This window comes from Streptomyces sp. NPDC041200 (assembly GCF_055591805.1).
In genome coordinates this window covers 774,268-793,713 of sequence record NZ_JBVIZF010000001.1, presented here as the reverse complement: position 1 = coordinate 793,713, position 19,446 = coordinate 774,268, and the positions used below count along the sequence as shown (strand labels likewise).

14 protein-coding genes are annotated in these 19,446 nt (G+C 71.2%); 9 read left to right on the top strand and 5 right to left on the bottom strand.

Features of this window, described 5'->3' with window-relative positions:
- Positions 1-163 precede the first annotated feature (163 nt).
- Both ACZ6CL_RS03745 and ACZ6CL_RS03740 read left to right on the top strand, forming a co-directional pair.
- Positions 164-808: a glycoside hydrolase family 25 protein gene (locus ACZ6CL_RS03745; protein ID WP_468930703.1), complete on the top strand. Its 645-nt coding sequence runs from the start codon at positions 164-166 to the stop codon at positions 806-808.
- Positions 809-869: 61 nt separating this feature from the next.
- Positions 870-1,178 carry a hypothetical protein gene (locus tag ACZ6CL_RS03740; RefSeq protein ID WP_468930701.1) on the top strand — a complete coding sequence of 103 codons (309 nt, stop codon included), beginning with the start codon at positions 870-872 and terminating at the stop codon, positions 1,176-1,178.
- Positions 1,179-1,248: 70 nt separating this feature from the next.
- On the opposite strand, the gene ACZ6CL_RS03735 is transcribed toward ACZ6CL_RS03740, so the two are convergent.
- The 5 genes from ACZ6CL_RS03735 to ACZ6CL_RS03715 form a co-directional block, all read right to left on the bottom strand.
- The gene (locus tag ACZ6CL_RS03735; RefSeq protein WP_468930699.1) at positions 1,249-1,464 is read right to left on the bottom strand and encodes an EF-hand domain-containing protein; all 216 of its coding nucleotides are present in this window, start codon (positions 1,462-1,464) and stop codon (positions 1,249-1,251) included.
- A gap of 76 nt (positions 1,465-1,540) precedes the next feature.
- The gene (locus ACZ6CL_RS03730) at positions 1,541-2,152 is read right to left on the bottom strand and encodes an N-acetylmuramoyl-L-alanine amidase (protein WP_468930697.1); all 612 of its coding nucleotides are present in this window, start codon (positions 2,150-2,152) and stop codon (positions 1,541-1,543) included.
- Between the two features lie 368 nt (positions 2,153-2,520).
- Positions 2,521-3,027: an ATP-binding protein gene (locus ACZ6CL_RS03725; protein WP_468930695.1), complete on the bottom strand. Its 507-nt coding sequence runs from the start codon at positions 3,025-3,027 to the stop codon at positions 2,521-2,523.
- Between the two features lie 258 nt (positions 3,028-3,285).
- Positions 3,286-4,053: an enoyl-CoA hydratase/isomerase family protein gene (locus ACZ6CL_RS03720; RefSeq protein WP_468930692.1), complete on the bottom strand. Its 768-nt coding sequence runs from the start codon at positions 4,051-4,053 to the stop codon at positions 3,286-3,288.
- A 23-nt stretch (positions 4,054-4,076) separates the two neighbouring features.
- The gene (locus ACZ6CL_RS03715) at positions 4,077-5,294 is read right to left on the bottom strand and encodes a L,D-transpeptidase (RefSeq protein ID WP_468930689.1); all 1,218 of its coding nucleotides are present in this window, start codon (positions 5,292-5,294) and stop codon (positions 4,077-4,079) included.
- A 367-nt stretch (positions 5,295-5,661) separates the two neighbouring features.
- Between ACZ6CL_RS03715 and glgX the strand changes: the two genes are divergently transcribed.
- The 7 genes from glgX (at position 5,662) to ACZ6CL_RS03680 (ending at position 19,432) form a co-directional block, all read left to right on the top strand.
- Positions 5,662-8,016, top strand: coding sequence for a glycogen debranching protein GlgX (glgX, locus tag ACZ6CL_RS03710; protein WP_468930686.1), 2,355 nt, complete (start codon positions 5,662-5,664; stop codon positions 8,014-8,016).
- Between the two features lie 34 nt (positions 8,017-8,050).
- A complete protein-coding gene (locus tag ACZ6CL_RS03705) occupies positions 8,051-9,919 on the top strand; it encodes an ABC transporter ATP-binding protein (protein WP_468930683.1) in 1,869 nt (622 codons plus the stop codon).
- Positions 9,916-11,796, top strand: coding sequence for an ABC transporter ATP-binding protein (locus tag ACZ6CL_RS03700; protein ID WP_468930680.1), 1,881 nt, complete (start codon positions 9,916-9,918; stop codon positions 11,794-11,796). Before ACZ6CL_RS03705 ends, ACZ6CL_RS03700 begins: the two co-directional genes overlap by 4 nt.
- 50 nt (positions 11,797-11,846) lie before the next feature.
- On the top strand, positions 11,847-13,124 hold the full coding sequence (locus ACZ6CL_RS03695; protein WP_468930677.1) for a hypothetical protein: 1,278 nt from the start codon (positions 11,847-11,849) through the stop codon (positions 13,122-13,124).
- A 409-nt stretch (positions 13,125-13,533) separates the two neighbouring features.
- Positions 13,534-15,759, top strand: a complete 2,226-nt coding sequence (locus ACZ6CL_RS03690) for a M4 family metallopeptidase (RefSeq protein ID WP_468931265.1) — start codon at positions 13,534-13,536, stop codon at positions 15,757-15,759.
- Positions 15,760-16,019: 260 nt separating this feature from the next.
- Complete coding sequence (locus ACZ6CL_RS03685) at positions 16,020-17,678, top strand: M4 family metallopeptidase (RefSeq protein ID WP_468930675.1); 1,659 nt, start codon at positions 16,020-16,022, stop codon at positions 17,676-17,678.
- Positions 17,679-17,845: 167 nt separating this feature from the next.
- Entirely contained in the window at positions 17,846-19,432 is a 1,587-nt protein-coding gene (locus tag ACZ6CL_RS03680; RefSeq protein ID WP_468930673.1) for a M4 family metallopeptidase, read from the top strand.
- Positions 19,433-19,446 lie beyond the last annotated feature (14 nt).

Sequence of the window (19,446 nt, the reverse complement as noted above, 5' to 3'; positions counted from 1 at the left end):
CCCGGCGGCTTATCACGATGCCGGGGAGAAATCGCGAATTTCCCTACCAAATCAGTCGCATGTGCAAATACCGTGCGTAACCCCGGCAGCGTTGCGTAGGGTCCTGGACCGGGCATGACAAGGGAGACCGCCCGTCCCCTTTTCAACTTCTGAGGCAGGAACCATGCTGCACGGCATCGACGTGAGTTCGCACCAGTCCAGCTTCGACACGGACGGACTGGCCTTCGTCTTCATCAAGGCCACCGAGGGCCGGTCGTACATCAATCCGAAGCAGGTCTCCCAGGCGACGCGGGCGCGGAAGGCAGGGTGCGTCGTCGGCTTCTACCACTTCCTGTGGCCCGGGAACATCGCCGCGCAGGCCCGGTACTTCGTCGAGAAGTGCGCGTCCAAGCAGCACGACCTTCTCGCCGTGGACTGGGAGACCACCGGCTCGGGGACGCATGCCAGCAACGCGGAGAAGGACCGGTTCATCCGGGAGGTCAAGAAGCTGCGGCCCACCCACCGCGTGATGCTGTACTGCAACCGGAATTTCTGGCTCAACCATGACACCACCTCCTACGCCGGGGACGGGCTGTGGATCGCCGACTACGTCTCGGCGGGCAAGCCGCGCATCAAGGCGAAGTGGCGGATCCACCAGTACACCGACCGGCCGGTGGACAAGAACCTCGCGAACTTCTCCAGCAAGACGGCGCTGAAGACCTGGGCCTCGGTCACCCGGGTGGCGAACGCCATCGAGGACCTGGTGGACGGCGACGACGAGGAGGAGCGCGGCCAGGAGGGCGAGGCGCAGGAGCAGCGCGAGGCGTAAGGGGGCCGCCGGATCGCTGCCGGTGGGAGCGTTGTCAGTGGGGGCGCCTACGCTTCCCGGTATGAGCTACGCAGACCTGCAGGAACTCCGCAGCGCGCTCACGACCGCGTCCGACATCGCCTATTCCCTCGAGGCCGATCCGTCCGGTCAGGAGACCGAGCTGCTCACCGACGCCCTGCGCCGGGCGCTCGCCGCGGCCGGCGCGCTGACCGCCGAGCATGGGACGACCGGCTGCGCCCAGCATCCGCGCGGGGCGGTCGACCCGCTGTACGGGGACCCGGACGATCCGCTGCCGCCCGGATACGGCCGCTGCCTGCTGTGCAACGACCGCCGGCGGCGGGCGAGTGCACAGCGGCGCGGCTGGCGCTGAACGCGCCGGCGGCGCCGCCGTGCGGCCCGGGCCGGGCCCGATGGGTAAACCAATGGGTGTACCCGATGGGTCAGGCCTTGTTCTGCGCGGCCCAGAACTCGTCGAAGTTGAGCTGACCGTCGCCGTTGCCGTCATGGGCGTTGATCACGGCCTGGGCGACCGGCTCCGTGACATACGGGTCCCCCAGCTGCGCCATCACGCTCTTGTACTCGGTCGCCGTGATCAGTCCGTCCCCGTTGAGGTCGTACCGCTGGAACGCCTTGCGCGCCGCCTCGATGTCCGCCACCTGTTCCGCCCCTTTCGTGCGTGAGTCTGACCCGCACAGATTAGCGGCCCTGGCCAGAGGTCCGGCGCCCGTGTGGTCAGCTCTGGTCGACCAGCTCCAGGTAGCGGTCCCAGTCCCACAGCGGTCCGGGGTCGGTGTGGTCGGCGCCGGGGACCTCACTGTGGCCGATGATGTGCTCGCGGTCCTTGGGGATGCCGAAGCGGTCGCAGACGGCGGCGGTCAGGGCGGCGGACGAGGCGTACATCTCGTCGGTGAACCAGGCGGGGTCGTCCACCCACCCCTCGTGCTCGATGCCGATGCCGCGGTTGTTGTAGTCCTTGTTGCCCGCGTGCCACGCGACGTCCTTCTCGCGGACGAACTGCCCGATGTAGCCGTCGGCCGAGGCGACCATGTAGTGGGTGGAGACCTGGCGGGCCGGGTCCTGGAAGATCTTCACCGCGTCCTGGAAGGTCTCCTGTGTCACATGGATGACGACGAAGTCGATCGGGTACGCGGTGGGGCGGCTGGAGACGCGGTAGTTGGAGGTGGAGGCCGGGATCCAGTGGGTGGGGGGATAGGCGGCCGCGCGGCGGCCGCGTCTGCCGGCGGCGTGGGCGGTGGCGGTGGCGGTCAGTCCGAGGGCGGCGCCGAGACCGGCGCCGGAGCGGAGGAGGGTGCGTCGGGTGGGGGCTGGGCCGTGCGCTTCCATGGGGGGCTCCCGAATGCAGTGCCAGGACAAGGGATCTGACGGGAAGTGACGCGCGTAGCGCGGTTCCATGGTGAAGCGTCGGCAGGGCCATGCCAAGAACCGACAGGCACGAGATGAACAACAAAGGAAACTCACACCTCTACCCGCCATTAACAAGGCAGGTGTTGCACCTCACCTTAGATTGGGTTGGAGGTGATCTGCCGGGTCTGCAATAGTCAGGACCGCGACCCCCATTGACCCGGGCCTGGTCGTTCCCCCGAATGCCGCGGAGCCACACCCCTTCCGCTCCACGGCGGGGCGGACAGAGGTCTTCGCGCCGCCGCACCCCGGCGGTGCGGACCTCTGCCCTCGGTCATCTCACGCGCGTCTCACGCGCTCTCCGTCACCCGCATCTCGAACCACGTCGTCTTGCCGCACGGCAGCAGGTCCACGCCCCAGCGCTGGGAGAGCTGATCCACCAGCGTGAGGCCGCGCCCGCTGGTGTCGAGCGCCCCCACCGGCAGCAGACACGGCAGCCCGCGCGACGGATCGCGCACCTCGACCCGGATCCAGCCGCGGCGGCGCAGCAGCCGCAGCCCGAAGGTGCGGGCGCCGGTGTGCCGCACGGCGTTGCCCACCAGTTCGGAGACGAGCAGCACGGCGTATTCGGCGAGCTGACTGGCGAGCCCCCAGTCGCGCAGCACCACGAATTCGGTCAACCGGCGGGCGGTGGCCGCGGATTCGGGGCGGGACGGCAGCCGTACCTCTTTGTCCGCGGGATTCCCGAACAGTTCGAGCGCTCTGAGAGCCTGGTCCTCCTCGGCGGACGGCAGCCGCCGGACCGCAGCCGTACCAGTGCGCTGCTGCGGCTGCTCCATTCCCTCCAAGCCCGCCATGCCCCCCATGATGGCCGCCCGAAAGACCGTCCGGGGCGGAACCAGGGGATTCCGAACACCGGAGCCCCAGGCTCCACAAACCGATCCCAGCGGTGCGATTGGCAGCGCGGGGTACCAAAACACCCCACCTGACCAGCGATGTCACCGCGCGTACGCGTGATCACCCAGCGTACCCGAACCGGCCATCGGGCGGCCGTGCGGCAAGCGAAGAAATTCGCTCGCACGGGGCATACCAGCCCCGGTCAAGAAGCGGTCCGGTCAAGAAAAGTTGGCCTTGCCCGGGCCGTCCTCGACGAAGCTCCGCATTCCGATCTCCCGGTCCTCGGTGGCGAACAGTCCCGCGAACCAGTTGCGTTCGATGGCGAGCCCGGTGTCGAGGTCCGTCTCCAGCCCCGCGTCCACCGACTCCTTGGCCGCGCGCAGCGCCATCGCCGGGCCCTTGGCCAGCTTCGCCGCCCAGGCGTGGGCCTGCTCGTACACCTCCTCGGCCGGTACGACCCGGTCGACCAGCCCGATGGCGACGGCCTCGTCGGCCTTCACCTGACGGCCCGTGAAGATGAGGTCCTTGGCCCGGGACGGGCCCACCAGCCGGGACAGGCGCTGGGTGCCGCCCGCGCCCGGGATCAGCCCGAGCAGGATCTCGGGCTGCCCGAGCTTGGCGTTCTCGGCGGCGATCCGGAAATCGGCGCACAGCGCCAGCTCGCAGCCGCCGCCGAGCGCGTAGCCGGTGATGGCGGCGACCACGGGCTTGGGGATGCGGGCGACGGCAGTGAAGGCGTCCTGGAGGTCGCGGGAGCGGGCCACCATCGCGGCGTGGTCCATGTCCCGCATCTCCTTGATGTCCGCGCCGGCCGCGAACACCTTCTCGCCGCCCCAGACGACCACGGCCCGCACGTCGTCACGGCGGGTCACCTCGGCGGCGAGTTCCCGCAGCCGGTCCTGGGTGGCGACATCGAGCGCGTTCATCGGGGGGCGGTCGAGGCGGAAGGTGGCCACGCCGTCGGCGACGTCAAGATTCACAGTCATACGCCGCAGGTTAGTCGGCGGTGCTACGCCTTCCACTGCTCCCAGGACATGTTCCAGTCGCTGAGCCCGTTGCCCGGCTGGATCGTTTCGTCGTCCGAGTTCTTCACGATGACCACGTCCCCGATGAGCGACTGGCCGAAGAACCAGGCCGCCGGGGTGGACGGATCGCCTCCGCCGCGCTGGTCGAAGAGGCCGACGCAGCCGTGGCTGACGTTGGCCGAGCCGAAGGTGGACTTGCCCGCCCAGTAGTTGCCGTGGAGGAAGGTGCCGGAGTCCGACAGCCGCATCGCGTGGGGCACGTCCTTGATGTCGTACTCGCCCTTGAAGCCGACCGTCGCGCCGTCCATCCGGGTCACGGCCAGCTTCTCGCTGATGACCATGGTGCCGTTGTACGTCTCGTTGCCGGGCGCGCCCGCGGTGATCGGGAGCTTCTTGACGGTCTTGCCGTCCCGCGTGACCTTCATCGTGTGCGCCTTGGCGTCCACCACGGATATCTGGCTGCGGCCGATGGTGAACTTCACGGTCTTGCGCTGCTCCCCGTACACCCCGGGGCGGCCCTCGACGCCGTCGAGATCCATCGTCAGCGTCACCTTGGTGCCGGGCTTCCAGTACTTCGCGGGCCGGAAGTCCAGCCGGTCGTTGCCGAACCAGTGGCCCTCGACCGGCACCGACGGGGAGGCGCTGACCTTGATGCCCTTCTCGACCGCGCCCGGGTCGGTGATGCCCCGGTTGAAGCGGAGCGAGACCGGCATGCCGACGCCGACCGTGGAGCCGTCCTCCGGGCTGTAGACGCCGACGAAGGTCTCCTCGGGCTTGAGCGTGGTGAAGGTGGTGTGCTTGCGCGCCGCGCGGCCGTCCGCGTCCTTCGCGAGGGCGTCCACCGTGTACGTCGTACCGGCGCGCAGGCGGCCGTCCGGCTTCCAGCTCGTGCCGCCCCCGGTGGTCTTCCCGGGGACCGTGCGGCCCTTCTCGTCCTTGACCGCGACGGTGGTCAGCTTGCCCTTGGCGGAGGTGACCTTGAGCGCGCCGCCGCTGGTGCCGACGCCCTTCGCCCCGTCCCCCGGCTCGACCTTGACCACGGCCCGGGACGGCCTCGGCTTGGCGGCCTCGGTGCCCTTGCCCTTCTTGCCGTCGTCGCCGGAGCCGCCTCCGCCGCCACACGCGGCCACCAGCGTCAGCAGCGCGCACAGCACCAGCGCGAACAGCCCCCTGCGGCCCCGCACCCTCGCCACCCCCGACATCGCCCGCACCCTCACAACTGCTCCCCTCTGCGGAGCCGCGGCCCCCGCGGCAGCCCCGTCACGCACAGACGCGCACCAGCGCGCATGCCGCTAGGTAATCACATCGCACCGACAGCGGGATCATTTGCGAGGGTTACGGTTCTGTCCCAGGTGGGAGCGGTCCCCGTGACCGCCCGCGGGCGCCCTGGGCGCGCGCCGCCGCCGCGCCGGGGCGCGGAGCGTTGGGGCCGCCGGGTTTGCGGGCACAACAGGGCTACCGGGCACAGCCGGACGCGGTCGGGACGCCGCGCGGCGGGTGCCGCCCGGTCCGTCGGGCTCCGGACGGGAGGTGCGGAGCCCGGTCCCGTGCGAGCCGCCGGAGGCGCATGTGTCGAAAGCAGCCGAGCAGCACACCCTGGAGCCCTCCGACGGCTTACCCGCCCCGCCCGCCGCCGGACCGGCCCTCCGCCGCCCCGCCGCGCCCGCGCCGCTGCCCGCCCCGCGCGGCGGCGCCCCCGCGGCCGGACCCGCCGCGTGGCCGGGCAGCCCGCAGCCGCTCGGCGCGCGCGTGCGCCTCGGGCCCGGCGGCGTGCCCGGCACCAACTTCGCGCTGTGGGCGGGCGGGGCGGAGGCCGTCGAGCTGTGCCTGTTCGACGACGACGGCACCGAGACCCGCCATCCGCTGGCCGAGCAGACCCACGAGGTCTGGCACGGCTTCGTCCCCGGAGTGCTGCCCGGCCGGCGCTACGGCTACCGCGTGCACGGCCGCTGGGACCCGTGGACCGGCGCCCGCTGGAACCCGGCCAAGCTGCTGCTGGACCCGTACGCGCGCGCCGTGGACGGCGACTTCGGGCCGCCCGGCGGCCCGCTGCCCGCCGAGGTCTACGGCCACGTACGGGACTGGCCGCAGCAGCACGTCGCCGACACCGTGCGGGACGAGCGCGACTCGGCCCCGTACGTCCCCAAGGGCGTGGTCGTGGGCGACGACGCCCCGGGCGGGCCGCCCGACGAGTGGACCCACGACCGGCGCCCCAAGACGCCCCTGGCCGAGTCGGTGATCTACGAACTCCATGTGCGCGGCTTCACGATGCGCCACCCCGGTGTCCCGCCCGAACTGCGCGGCACGTACGCCGGGCTCGCGCACCCCGCCGCGATCGAGCACCTGACCCGGCTCGGGGTGACGGCGGTGGAGCTGCTGCCGGTGCACCAGTTCGCGCACGAGGACCACCTGCTGCGGCGGAACCTGCGCAACTACTGGGGCTACAACTCCATCGGCTACTTCGCGCCGCACGCCGGATACGCGGCCACCGGCACCCGGGGGCAGCAGGTGGGCGAGTTCCGGCAGATGGTGCGCGCCCTGCACGCCGCCGGGATCGAGGTGATCCTCGACGTCGTCTACAACCACACCGCCGAAGCGGGCGAGCTGGGCCCGACCCTCTCGCTGCGCGGCATCGACAACCGCGGCTACTACCGGCTCCAGCAGGACCCGCGCCGCTATGCCGACTTCACCGGCTGCGGCAACACCCTCCAGTCCGGTCAGCCGCACGTACTCCGGCTGATCACCGACTCGCTGCGCTACTGGGTCACCGAGATGGGCGTGGACGGCTTCCGCTTCGACCTGGCGAGCGCGCTGGCCCGCTCCGCGCACGGCGGCGGCACGGGCGTCGACATGCTCTCCCCGTTCCTCGCCGTGATCGCCCAGGATCCGGTGCTGCGGCGCGTCAAACTGATAGCCGAGCCCTGGGACGTGGGCTCCGGCGGCTATCAAGTGGGCGCGTTCCCGCCGCTGTGGGCCGAGTGGAACGACCGCTACCGCGATGCCGTACGGGACTTCTGGCGCGGCGCGCTGCCCGATGCGCGGGACCTCGGCTACCGGCTCTCCGGCTCCAGCGACCTGTACGGACACGGCGGGCGCGGACCGTGCGCCTCGGTCAACTTCATCACAGCCCACGACGGCTTCACCCTCCGCGACCTGGTGAGTTACGAGCGCAAGCACAACGAGGACAACGGCGAGGGCAACCGCGACGGCACCCAGGACAACCGCTCCTGGAACAGCGGCGCCGAGGGCGAGACCGACGACCCGGACATCCGCGCCCTGCGCCGCCGCAGGCTGCGCGGCCTGCTCGCCACCCTGCTGCTGTCCACCGGCGTCCCGATGCTCGTCGCGGGCGACGAGATGGGCCGCACCCAGGGCGGCAACAACAACGCGTACTGCCAGGACAACGCGACCGGCTGGGTCGACTGGTCGCTGCTGGACGACCCCGGCTGGCAGGCGCTCACCGATCTCACCGCCCGGCTGATCCGGCTGCGCCGCGCCCATCCGGTGCTGCGCCGGACCGCCTTCTTCTCCGGCCGTGCCCGGCCGCCGGACGGGGTGCGCGACCTCGCCTGGTTCACGCCGCGCGGCGAGGAGATGACCGAAGCCGACTGGTACGCGCCGACGACCGCGCTCGGCGTCCATCTCTCCGGCCGCGATCTGCCGCAGCGGGACGCGCGGGGCGTGCCGGTCACCGACGACAGCTTCCTGGTGCTGCTCCACGCGGGCGCCGGGCCGCTGCGCTTCGTCCTGCCCGGACCGTCGTGGGCCACGGAGTACGAACTCCTGCTGGACACCTCGCGCGAGGACCAGGACGCTGAACCGGGCGCGCGGTATCCGGCGGGCGCCCTCGTCGAGCTACCGGAGCGCTCGGTTCTGCTGCTGCGCGCCCTTACCACCGCGGACCTACGACAAATATCCGAGTGAGCGCTGTCGGTGGCGGAACGTAGTCTCGCCAGTGATGGCTGTGACGACGACACCACCTCGGGACCAGGAGAGCGGAGCCGCCCCGCGGCACCGCTCCACCACGCGCTCCCTGCTGCGGCTGTGGCCCTATGTGCGCCCGGTGCGGGCCCGGTTCTTCACGGCGGCGGGGGTGGCGGTCGTCGCCTCCTGCCTGGGTCTGGTCATCCCGCTCGTCCTCAAGTGGATGGTGGACGGGCCGGTCGCCGACCGCGACCCGGGCGGGGTGTGGCTGGGCGGCGCCCTGCTGCTCGCCCTCGGGGTGGCCGAGGCGGGGCTGTTCGGGCTGCGGCGGTGGCTGGTGGCGCGGCCGCTCGCGTCCGTCGAGGCGTCGATGCGCGCCTCTCTCTATCGCCATCTGCAGCGGCTGCCGGTCTCCTTCCACGACCGCTGGGCCTCGGGCCAGCTGCTGTCGCGCGCCACGACCGATCTGATGCTGCTGCGGCTGTTCCTGGCCTTCCCGCTGACCTTCCTGGTGGTCAACGGGGTCACCATCCTGGTCGGCTTCGCCATCCTGCTGGCGCAGCAGTGGACGCTGGGGCTGGTGCTGCTGGTCCCGGCCGTCCCGATGATGATCTTCTGCTCGCTGTTCGAGACGCGGTACGCGGGGGTGGCCCGCACGGTCCAGGACCAGACCGGGGATCTGACGACGGTCGTCGAGGAGGGCGTGCTCGGCATCCGTATCGTCAAGGGCTTCGGCCGCCACCGCAGCCAGGCCCGCGCCTTCCGGACCCTGTCGGAGCGGGTGCGCGCCACCGAGCTGCGCAAGGCGAAGCTGCTGGCCACCATCTGGGCGCTGATCATGACCCTCCCGGAGCTGGCGATCGGCGCGGCCCTGGTCCTCGGCACCATCCAGGTCGCCGACGGCGACCTCTCGGCGGGCACGCTCGTCGCCTTCCTGTCCACGGCGCTGGCGCTGCGCTGGCCAGTGGAGTCCCTGGGCTTCCTGCTGGCGCTGAGCCAGGACTCCGCGACGGCCACCGACCGCTTCTTCGAGGTCATGGACGCCACCCCGGCGGACGCGGAGGACGGCCCGGTTGAGAAGGCTTCCGTGCTGCCCCGGCAGCGAGGTGAGGGCGGACTGCGGTTCGAGGGGGTGGAGTTCCGGTACGGCGACACTCCCCCGGACGCCCCGCCCGTACTGCGCGGGGTGGACCTGCACATCCGGCCCGGCGAGACCATGGCGCTCGTCGGGGCGACGGGCTCCGGGAAGACCACGCTGACCGCCCTCGTGCCACGGCTCCACGAGGTGACGCGCGGGCGGATCACCCTCGACGGGCGGGACATCACCGCGCTCCCCCGCGACGAGGTGCGCGCCCTGGTCGCCGTCGCCTTCGAGGAGCCCACGCTGTTCTCGGCGACGGCCGGGGAGAACGTGCTGATGGGCGCGGACGGCGCGGACCGGGCCGCGCTGGTGCGGGCCCTGGAGGTGGCCCAGGCCGAGTTCGTGCACACCCTGCCGCACGGCACCGACACCGAGGTGGGCGAGCAGGGGCTGAGCCTGTCCGGCGGGCAGCGGCAGCGGCTCGCGCTGGCCCGCGCGGTCGTCGGCGCCCCGCGCTTCCTGGTGCTGGACGACCCGCTGTCCGCGCTGGACGTGCACACCGAGGCGCGGGTGGAGGCCGCGCTGCGGCAGGTCCTCGCGACGACGACCGCGCTGGTCGTCGCGCACCGGCCGTCGACCGTGCTGCTCGCCGACCGGGTGGCGCTGCTGGCGGACGGCCGTATCGCCGCCGTCGGCACCCATCACCAGCTGCTGCGGGACAGCCCGGCCTACCGGGCGCTGATGTCGGGACAGGAAGGCAGCGACGACAGCGGCGGCGGCAGCGAGGACGACGACGCGAACGACGGGAAGGACGGTCCATGACGACGGCCGAGGACGCCCGGGAGACCGAGGACACCGGACAGACCGGGGACGCCGGGAAGCTTGCGGCCGAGGAGCGTCCGGCCTCGGAGGACCCCTTCGACCACGACGTCCTGCCCGCCCCCAAGGGCGCCTCCCTCACCCTGCTGCGTTCGCTGCTCGCCCCGCGCCACGCCCGCGTCTGGCTCGCGGGCGTCCTCCTGCTGCTGCAACAGGCCGCGGTGCAGGCGGGACCGCTGCTCGTCGCGTTCGCCATCGACCGCGCGGTGCCCGCCTTCCGGGACGGCGACAACGGCCCGCTCATCGCCGTCGGGGCGGGCTACGCGGGCTGCGCGCTCGCCTCCGGCGCCCTCCAGTTCGCGTTCATCCGCGCCTCCGCCCGCATCAGCCAGGACGTGCTGCTGGACCTGCGGGGGCGGATCTACCGCCATGCCCAGGCCCTCAGCGTGGACTTCCACGAGCGGTACACCTCCGGGCGGCTCATCTCCCGCGCCACGACGGACGTCGAATCGCTGCGGGAGCTGCTCAGCGAGGGGCTGGAGGAGCTGCTCGGCATCGCGCTGTCCGTCGTCTACATCGCCGTGACGCTGCTGTACCTGGACTGGGGGCTCGGCGGCGCGGCCGTGCTCTCCTTCGGGCCGCTGTATCTGCTCATCCGGTCCTTCCAGCGCCGGTCGATGCGCGTCTACCGCAAGCGGTCGACGGCCACCGCCTCGGTCATCGTGGCGTTCACCGAGACCATGAACGGCATCCGCCCAGTGCAGGCCTTCCGCCGCGAGCGCGCCAACGACGCCCGCTTCGACGAGCTGAACGGCCGCCATCAGCAGATCAACGGGACCGCGATCCTGGAGATGGCCCGCTATGTGGTCGGCTCCCGGCTGACCGCGAACACGGCGGTCGCCGTCATCGTGCTGTGGGGTGCCTACCGGGTCGCCTCGGGCGATCTTGAGCTGGGTGTGCTGGCCGCGGCCGCGCTGTACCTGCGCAGGCTGTACGACCCGATCGACCGCATGGGCATGTTCCTCAACTCGTACCAGTCCGCCGCCGCCTCCCTGGAGAAGATCGCGGGCCTGCTGGCCCAGCGGCCCTCCGTCCCCGAACCGGCCCATCCGCGCCCCCTGCCGCCGCGCCCCACGCGGGAGCCCGGCCGCGAGGTCGTCTTCGACGGGGTGCGCTTCGCCTATCGCACCGGCGGCGAGGTGCTGCCCCGCTTCGGCCTCACCCTGCCCGCCGGGCAAACGGTCGCGGTGGTCGGCGCGACCGGCGCGGGCAAGTCCACCCTCGCCAAGCTGCTCGCCCGCTTCTACGACCCCACCGAAGGCCGGGTGCTGCTCGACGGCGTCGATCTGCGCGACCTGGACACGCCCGAGCTGCGGCGCGGGGTGGTCATGGTGACCCAGGAGGCGTTCCTGTTCTCGGGCACGGTCGCCGACAACATCTCCATCGGCCGCCCCGACGCCACCCGCGCCGAGATCGAACAGGCCGCCAAGGCCATCGGCGCGCACGACTTCATCGCCGCCCTGCCCGACGGCTACGACACCGATGTCCGCAAGCGCGGCGGCCGCATCTCCGCGGGCCAGCGCCAACTGGTCGCCTTCGCCCGCGCCCTGCTCGCCGACCCCGCCGTCCTCATCCTCGACGAGGCCACGTCCTCCCTCGACATCCCGGGCGAACGCGCCGTCCAGCGCGCCATGGACACGGTCCTGCGCGGCCGCACCGCCGTCGTCATCGCCCACCGCCTCTCCACGGTGGAGATCGCCGACCGCGTCCTGGTGATGGCCGACGGCCACATCGTCGAGGACGGCACCCCGGCCGAACTCATCGCCGGCGAGGGCCGCTTCGCGGCACTGCACCAGGCGTGGCGGGAGAGCCTCGTGTGACGCGGCGCCAGCCTGGTTGAATGGCGCGGTCTACGGGGGAGGGACGGCTCATGGAGCTGGAGACCGCGATCGGTGCCGCCGGGGTGCTGGTGGCGATCGTGGCCGCGGTGCTGGCCTGGGCGCCGCAGCGGATGGCGAGCCGGGAACGCGGCGTGGCGCGGTTCGTCGAGGCGCGGCACCATCTCAAGGCGCGGCGCGCCCAGTTGAGCGCCGCGTGTGTGGCCCACCAGGCGGAGTACCGGGCGGACCAGGCGCTCGCCCTGCTCACCCGGCCGGGCTGGATTCCGGACCGCCCGCTCCCCCTGGACGCGGTCCGCATGACGCTGCGGGAGGCGCGGCCCCAGGAGCGGCCCACCATCCGGCGCAAGGAGCTGCTGCGGTACTGGCCGCGCGACACCGGGGCGCGGCACCTGGAGAGCTACTCGGGCTCGATCGAGGCGTTCGACCGGCCCGGCGTCTGGTTCAACGGCCCCTCCTACCGTCTGCTGAACGTCACGCCGCCGCCCGCCGACCGCCCCGGCGCCGGGGTCAGCCTCGACTTCACGCTCGGCCACTACTTCGACGGCCTCGACACCACCGAATCGCTCGCGTACGAGGAGGCGCTGCGCCACCTCAAGGGCGGGGCCGGGGCGAGGCCGCTGAGCGGACCGTACCGCCGCGCGCTCCTGGACCCCTTCGCGCTGGACCGGCGCTCCGCGCTGCCGGGGGTGAGCGCCCTGACGATCCGAGTCGAGGGCGAGGACCCGTACTTCTTCCTGCACCGCCGCGAGGCCGGGAAGGTCGCGGTCGCCATGGGCACCACCCATGTGGCTCCGGCCGGGGAGTTCCAGCCGCACGCGGACGTGCTGCCCGTCTGGCAGTCCGATCTGGACCTGTGGCGGACCACAATGCGGGAGTACGCCGAGGAGTTCCTGGGTGCCGCCGATGCCACCGGAAGCGGTGGGGTGACCCTCGACTACGCGCGCGACGAGCCCTACGCCCGCTTCGAGGCGGCGCTGCGCACCGGCCAGGTCCGGGTGCGGCTCCTCGGGCTCGGCCTCGACCCGCTGACCTGGAAGCCGGAGTTCTGCCTGGTGTGCGTCTGGGACGCGGCGGCGTTCGACGAGATCTTCGCTGCCATGGGCGACCGCAACGAAGAGGGCGTCCTCGTCGTGGGCACCCGGGCCCGCGAGGGCTATCGCGGCATCCCCTTCACCGAGGACAACGTGCTGGGGTACGCCGCCCACGAGGACACCCTGCCCGCCGGGCGGGCCTGCCTGACGCTCGCCTGGCGGTGGCGGCGGGAGCTGCTCGGCGGAGCGCCGCGGTCCGCTGCCGCGGGGGGCTGACGGGCGCGTCGGCCTCGGTGGCGAACCGGCCGCGCCGCCAGCGCCGTTCGACGACGTCGTGGCGTGGCTCGGACTGCACTCCGTCATCCGATATGCGGATACAGCACATGTGTCAACGGACGCTTTCCGGACAACTTATTGTCGCGCCCCTGACAGGTCGAGTCCAATAATGGCACTCTTCCCTCGACCGAGGTGCGGCAGTTGTTCCACAGCTCATCACCACCTCGGGCCACCCCCCATCCCCCCACGCCGTACCACCCTGCTCCGCCATGTCCTGCCCGGACGGCCGTGCCAGCGCGCGGCCAGCGCAGAAGGAGTCAGCGTGAGACCCTTCCCCCAACGGCATTCCAGACCCGACAGACCCCATCGGCGCGCCACCGCGACCGGCGCCCTGGTGGCTGCCGCCGCGATGATCGTCGTCGGTGTGCAGACCGGCCCCGCCACCGCCCGCGCGGGCGATGCGGCCGCCGGCGGCACGATGGCCGCCAAGGCCCGGCCCGGCGCGCTGCCCGCGCCGCTGTCCCCCGCGGCCCGCACCGCGCTGATCCGCGCCGCCGACACCGCCTCCGCCAAGGCCGCCACCGCGAAGACGCTGGGCCTGGGCGCCAAGGAGAAGCTGGTCGTCAGGGACGTCGTCAAGGACGCAGACGGCTCCACCCACACCCGCTACGAGCGCACCTACGCCGGGCTCCCCGTCCTCGGCGGCGACCTGGTCGTGGACCGCGCCAAGGGCGGCGCGGTGGAGACCGTCGCGAAGGCCACCAAGGCCCGGCTGACGGTCGCGACGACCACCGCCGCCGTCAAGCCCGCCACCGCGGAGAAGGCCGCCGTGACGGCCGCGAAGGCGGAGGGCTCGCGGAAGACCGGGGCCGACCGGGCGCCGCGCAAGGTGATCTGGGCGGCGAACGGCACGCCGACGCTCGCGTACGAGACCGTCGTCGGCGGCCTCCAGGAGGACGGCACGCCCAACGAGCTGCACGTCATCAGCGACGCGGCCACCGGCAAGAAGCTGCTCCAGTACCAGGGCGTCAAGAACGGCACCGGCAACAGCCAGTACAGCGGGCAGGTCGCGCTCGGCACCTCGGGCAGCGCGGGCTCGTACAGCCTGACCGACACCGGGCGCGGCGGCCACAAGACGTACAACCTGAACCGCGGCACCTCGGGCACCGGCACCCTGTTCACCGACGCCGACGACGTGTGGGGCACCGGCGCCACCTCCGACCTCGCCACCGCCGGGGTCGACGCGCACTACGGCGCCGCCGAGACCTGGGACTACTACAAGAACGTGCACGGCCGCAGCGGCATCCGGGGCGACGGCGTGGGCGCGTACTCCCGCGTCCACTACAGCAGCAACTACGTCAACGCCTTCTGGCAGGACTCCTGCTTCTGCATGACGTACGGCGACGGCTCGGGCAACGCCAAGCCGCTGACCTCGATCGACGTGGCGGCGCACGAGATGAGCCACGGCGTCACCGCGGCCACCGCCAAGCTGGTGTACAGCGGCGAGTCCGGCGGCCTCAACGAGGCCACCTCCGACATCTTCGCCGCGGCGGTCGAGTTCTACGCGGACAACGCGAACGACCAGGGCGACTACCTCGTCGGCGAGAAGATCGACATCAACGGCGACGGCACCCCGCTGCGCTACATGGACAAGCCCAGCAAGGACGGCGCGTCCAAGGACAACTGGTACTCGGGCGTCGGCAACGTGGACGTGCACTACTCGTCCGGGGTCGCCAACCACTTCTTCTACCTGCTCTCCGAGGGCAGCGGCGCCAAGGTCATCAACGGGGTCAGCTACAACAGCCCGACCTCCGACGGGCTGCCGGTCACCGGCATCGGCCGGGACGCCGCCGAGAAGGTGTGGTTCAAGGCGCTCAGCCAGCGCATGACGTCCAACACCAACTACGCCGCCGCGCGCGAGGCGACGCTGTGGGCGGCGGGCGAGCTGTACGGCCAGGGAAGCGCCCAGTACAACGCGGTGGCGAACGCCTGGGCCGGGGTCAACGTCGGCGCCCGGATCGTCGACGGCGTCAGCGTCACCCCGCCCGGCGACCAGACCAGCATCGTCGGCCAGGCCACCAGCCTGCAGATCAAGGCCACCAGCTCCAACGCGGGCGCGCTGAGCTACGCGGCCACCGGGCTGCCCGCGGGCCTGTCCCTCGACTCGGCCACCGGCGTGATCTCCGGAACCCCGACCACCGAGGGCTCCAGCGCGGTGACCGTGACGGTGACCGACGCGACGGGCGAGACCGGCACCGTGTCGTTCACCTGGACCGTCAACACCACCGGCGGCAACGTCTTCGAGAGCACCACGGACGTCGCCATTCCGGACGGCGGCAGCGCGGTCAACTCGCCGATCACCGTGAGCCGCGCCGGGAACGCCCCGTCCGCACTCCAGGTGACCGTGGACATCACCCACAGCTACCGCGGTGACCTGGTGATCGACCTGGTCGCCCCGGACGGTACGGCCTACCGGCTCAAGGGCTCCAGCATCTTCGACTCGGCCGACGACGTGAAGACCACGTACACCGTGGACGCCTCGTCCGAGACGGCGGTCGGCATCTGGAACCTCAAGGTCCAGGACGTCTACGCGTCGGACTCCGGCACCATCAACGGCTGGAAGATGACTTTCTGACATAGCGTCAGCGAAGTTCGCTCAGAACCAGACGCCGCCAGGAGTGACCCGACTCCTCCTGGCGGCGTCTCCATGTTTTTTCCCCCGCGCGGCCTGCGTTTCCATGAACAAATTCGGCTAGACCCGCCAGGAAACCCGTGACATGTCCGCGGCTTGTATGACAGTCTGCCCACGCATTACGCACCAGTACCTCTTGTTCAGTGCCGTGCCGCGCTTCCCGCTGCCCGGCACTGACCCCCCACAGCAACGAGGGAGTTAGCGTGAGCAAGACCTTCAGCATGCCCATATCCGGTGGCGGAAAGCGCCGTTCGGCGATCGCCGCCGGTGCCGCGGTCGCCACGGCGGCGCTGCTGGCCACCGGGCTGACCACCGGCTCGGCCGGTGCCGCACCGGCCGACGCGGACGCCAGGGCGGGCGCGCTGCCCGCCAAGCTCACCGCGTCCGCCCGCGCCGAGCTGCTGCGCGACGCGAACGCCACCAAGGCCGAGACGGCGAAGTCCATCGGCCTCGGCGCCAAGGAGAAGCTGGTCGTCAAGGACGTCATCAAGGACGCCGACGGCACCACCCACACCCGCTACGACCGCACCTACGACGGACTCCCCGTCCTCGGCGGCGACCTGGTGGTCCACCAGGCCAGAAGCGGCAAGGTGAACAGCGTCAGCAAGGCCACGAAGGCCACCGTCAAGGTCGCCACCACGAAGGCCGAGGCCGCCCCCAGCGGTGCGGCCCGGACCGCGGTGAAGGCCGCCCAGGCTGACGACAGCAAGGACGCGAAGGCGCAGACCCCGCGCAAGGTGATCTGGGCCGCCGACGGCAAGCCCGTCCTCGCGTACGAGACCGTCGTCGGCGGCGTCCAGAAGGACGGCACGCCGAACGAGCTGCACGTCATCACCGACGCGGCCACCGGCAAGAAGCTCTACGAGCGCCAGGGCGTCGAAACCGGCAGCGGCCAGAGCCAGTACAGCGGCAAGGTGGAGCTGGGCACCTCCAAGGAAGGCAGCGGCTTCACCCTGACCGACGGCGACCGCGGCGGCCACAAGACCCTCAACCTGGAGAACAAGGAGGACGGCGAGGGCAAGGCGTTCACCGACGAGGACGACGCCTGGGGCAACGGCAAGGGCGACGACCCGCAGACCGCCGCCGTCGATGCCCACTACGGCGCCGCCACGACCTGGGACTACTACAAGAACGTGCACGGCCGCGACGGCATCGGCGGCGACGGCAAGGCCGCCACGTCCCGCGTCCACTACGGCGACAGCTACGTCAACGCCTTCTGGGAAGACTCCTGCTTCTGCATGACGTACGGCGACGGCGAGGGCAACAAGGCCCCGCTGACCGCCCTCGACGTCGCGGCGCACGAGATGACCCACGGCGTCACCTCCAAGACCGCGGGCCTGGAGTACAGCGGCGAGTCCGGCGGCCTCAACGAGGCCACCTCCGACATCTTCGGCAGCTCCGTCGAGTTCAACGCGAAGAACACCGAGGACCCGGGCGACTACCTCGTCGGCGAGAAGATCGACATCAACGGCGACGGCACCCCGCTGCGCTACATGGACAAGCCCAGCAAGGACGGGCAGTCCGCGGACGAGTGGTCCGAGAAGGTCGGCGACCTCGACGTCCACTACTCCTCCGGGGTCGCCAACCACTTCTTCTACCTGCTCTCCGAGGGCAGCGGCGCCAAGGAGATCGGCGGCGTCAAGTACGACAGCCCGACCTCCGACGGCAAGAAGGTCGAGGGCATCGGGCGGGACAAGGCCGAGAAGATCTGGTTCAAGGCCCTGACCACGTACATGACCTCCACCACGGACTACAAGGCGGCGCGTGAGGCAACCCTGAAGGCCGCGAACGACCTCTATGGGGATGGCAGCGCCGAGTCCAAAGGCGTGGACGCCGCCTGGGCCGGAGTCAACGTCAAGTAGCTCAATCTCAGGCGGAACGAGCGGCGTTACCGATGCGTAACGCACAACATGCGGCCGGTGCCCGGGGTTTGTCCCCGGGCACCGGTATGTTTTCTTCACAGCAAAGACACATCTTTGCCGGGTTGACCGATACGTCGGTCAACTTCCTTTTACAACAGGAGATACGCGTGGATTCACGCTCGACGTCTGCCATATCCGGCATAGCCCGTCACAGACGCTCGCGTACCACCCTCGCCGCCGGAGCGGCGACCCTGGCCGCCGCCCTGCTCGCCACCGGTGCCACCGCGGGCCCCGCGGCCGCGGCCACTCCCGAGTCCTCCGCCGCCACGTCCCTCGGGCTGGGCGGCAAGGAGAAGTTGATCGTCCGTGATGTCATCAAGGACGCCGACGGCTCCACCCACACCCGCTACGAGCGCACCTACGACGGGCTCCCCGTCCTCGGCGGCGACCTGATCGTCCACGAGACGCCGAGCGGCGCCAAGGACGGCGTCACCAAGGCGACGGACGCCGACATCAAGGTCGCCGACACCCGGGCCACCTTCGCCGCCTCCGGTGCCCAGCGGACCGCCCTGGCCGCCGCGAAGGCAGCCGACGTCACCGGCGCCGCCACCGAGCGCGCCCCGCGCAAGGTGATCTGGGCCGCCTCCGGCAAGCCCGTCCTCGCGTACGAGACGGTCATCGGCGGCACCCAGAAGGACGGCACGCCGAGCCGGATGCACGTCATCACGGACGCCGACACCGGCAAGAAGCTGTACGAGTACCAGGCCATCGAGAACGGCACCGGCACCGGCCAGCACAACGGCAAGGTCACCGTCGGCTCGGTCAAGAGCGGCAGCCAGTGGCTGCTGAAGGACACCGCGCGCGGCGGCCACCAGACGTACAACCTGAAGCACAAGGAGAGCGGCAAGGGGTCGGCGTTCTACGACCCCAACAACGTGTGGGGCAACGGCAAGCCCACCATCGCGCAGACCGCCGCCGTGGACGCCCACTACGGCGCCGCCATGACCTGGGACTACTACAAGAAGGTCCTCGGCCGGAACGGCATCAAGAACAACGGCAAGGCCGCCTACTCCCGCGTCCACTACGGCACGGGGTTCGTCAACGCCTTCTGGGACGACGAGTGCTTCTGCATGACCTACGGCGACGGCGAGGGTGACAAGAAGCCGCTCACCTCGCTCGACGTCGCGGGCCACGAGATGAGCCACGGCCTCACCTCGGCCACCGCCAACCTGGAGTACAGCGGCGAGTCGGGCGGCCTCAACGAGGCCACCTCCGACATCTTCGGCACCGCCGTCGAGTTCTACGCCAAGAACGCCAAGGACCCGGGCGACTACCTCATCGGCGAGAAGATCGACATCAACGGCGACGGCACCCCGCTGCGCTACATGGACAAGCCCAGCAAGGACGGCCTGTCCTACGACTACTGGAAGAGCGGCGTCGGCGAGGACGACCCGCACTTCACGTCCGGCATCGCCAACCACTTCTTCTACCTGCTGGCCGAGGGCAGTGGCCGCAAGGTGATCGGCGGTGTCACGTACAACAGCCCGACCAAGGACGGCCGGGTCGTCAAGGGCATCGGCCGCGCCAAGGCCGAGAAGATCTGGTACAAGGCCCTGACCACGTACATGACCTCGACCACCAACTACGCCAAGGCGCGCACCGCGACGCTCAACGCCGCGAAGAAGCTGTACGGCGCGAACAGCACCGAGTACAAGACGGTCAACAACGCGTGGGGCGGCGTCAACGTGAAGTAGTCCCGGACTGAACG

Coding starts and splice junctions, on each gene's coding strand:
- ACZ6CL_RS03745 (WP_468930703.1), top strand. CDS start 164: ATGCTGCACGGCATCGACGTGAGTTCGCACCAGTCCAGCTTCGACACG.
- ACZ6CL_RS03740 (WP_468930701.1), top strand. CDS start 870: ATGAGCTACGCAGACCTGCAGGAACTCCGCAGCGCGCTCACGACCGCG.
- ACZ6CL_RS03730 (WP_468930697.1), bottom strand. CDS start 2,152: ATGGAAGCGCACGGCCCAGCCCCCACCCGACGCACCCTCCTCCGCTCC.
- ACZ6CL_RS03725 (WP_468930695.1), bottom strand. CDS start 3,027: ATGGCGGGCTTGGAGGGAATGGAGCAGCCGCAGCAGCGCACTGGTACG.
- ACZ6CL_RS03720 (WP_468930692.1), bottom strand. CDS start 4,053: ATGACTGTGAATCTTGACGTCGCCGACGGCGTGGCCACCTTCCGCCTC.
- ACZ6CL_RS03715 (WP_468930689.1), bottom strand. CDS start 5,294: ATGTCGGGGGTGGCGAGGGTGCGGGGCCGCAGGGGGCTGTTCGCGCTG.
- ACZ6CL_RS03705 (WP_468930683.1), top strand. CDS start 8,051: ATGGCTGTGACGACGACACCACCTCGGGACCAGGAGAGCGGAGCCGCC.
- ACZ6CL_RS03700 (WP_468930680.1), top strand. CDS start 9,916: ATGACGACGGCCGAGGACGCCCGGGAGACCGAGGACACCGGACAGACC.
- ACZ6CL_RS03695 (WP_468930677.1), top strand. CDS start 11,847: ATGGAGCTGGAGACCGCGATCGGTGCCGCCGGGGTGCTGGTGGCGATC.
- ACZ6CL_RS03690 (WP_468931265.1), top strand. CDS start 13,534: ATGATCGTCGTCGGTGTGCAGACCGGCCCCGCCACCGCCCGCGCGGGC.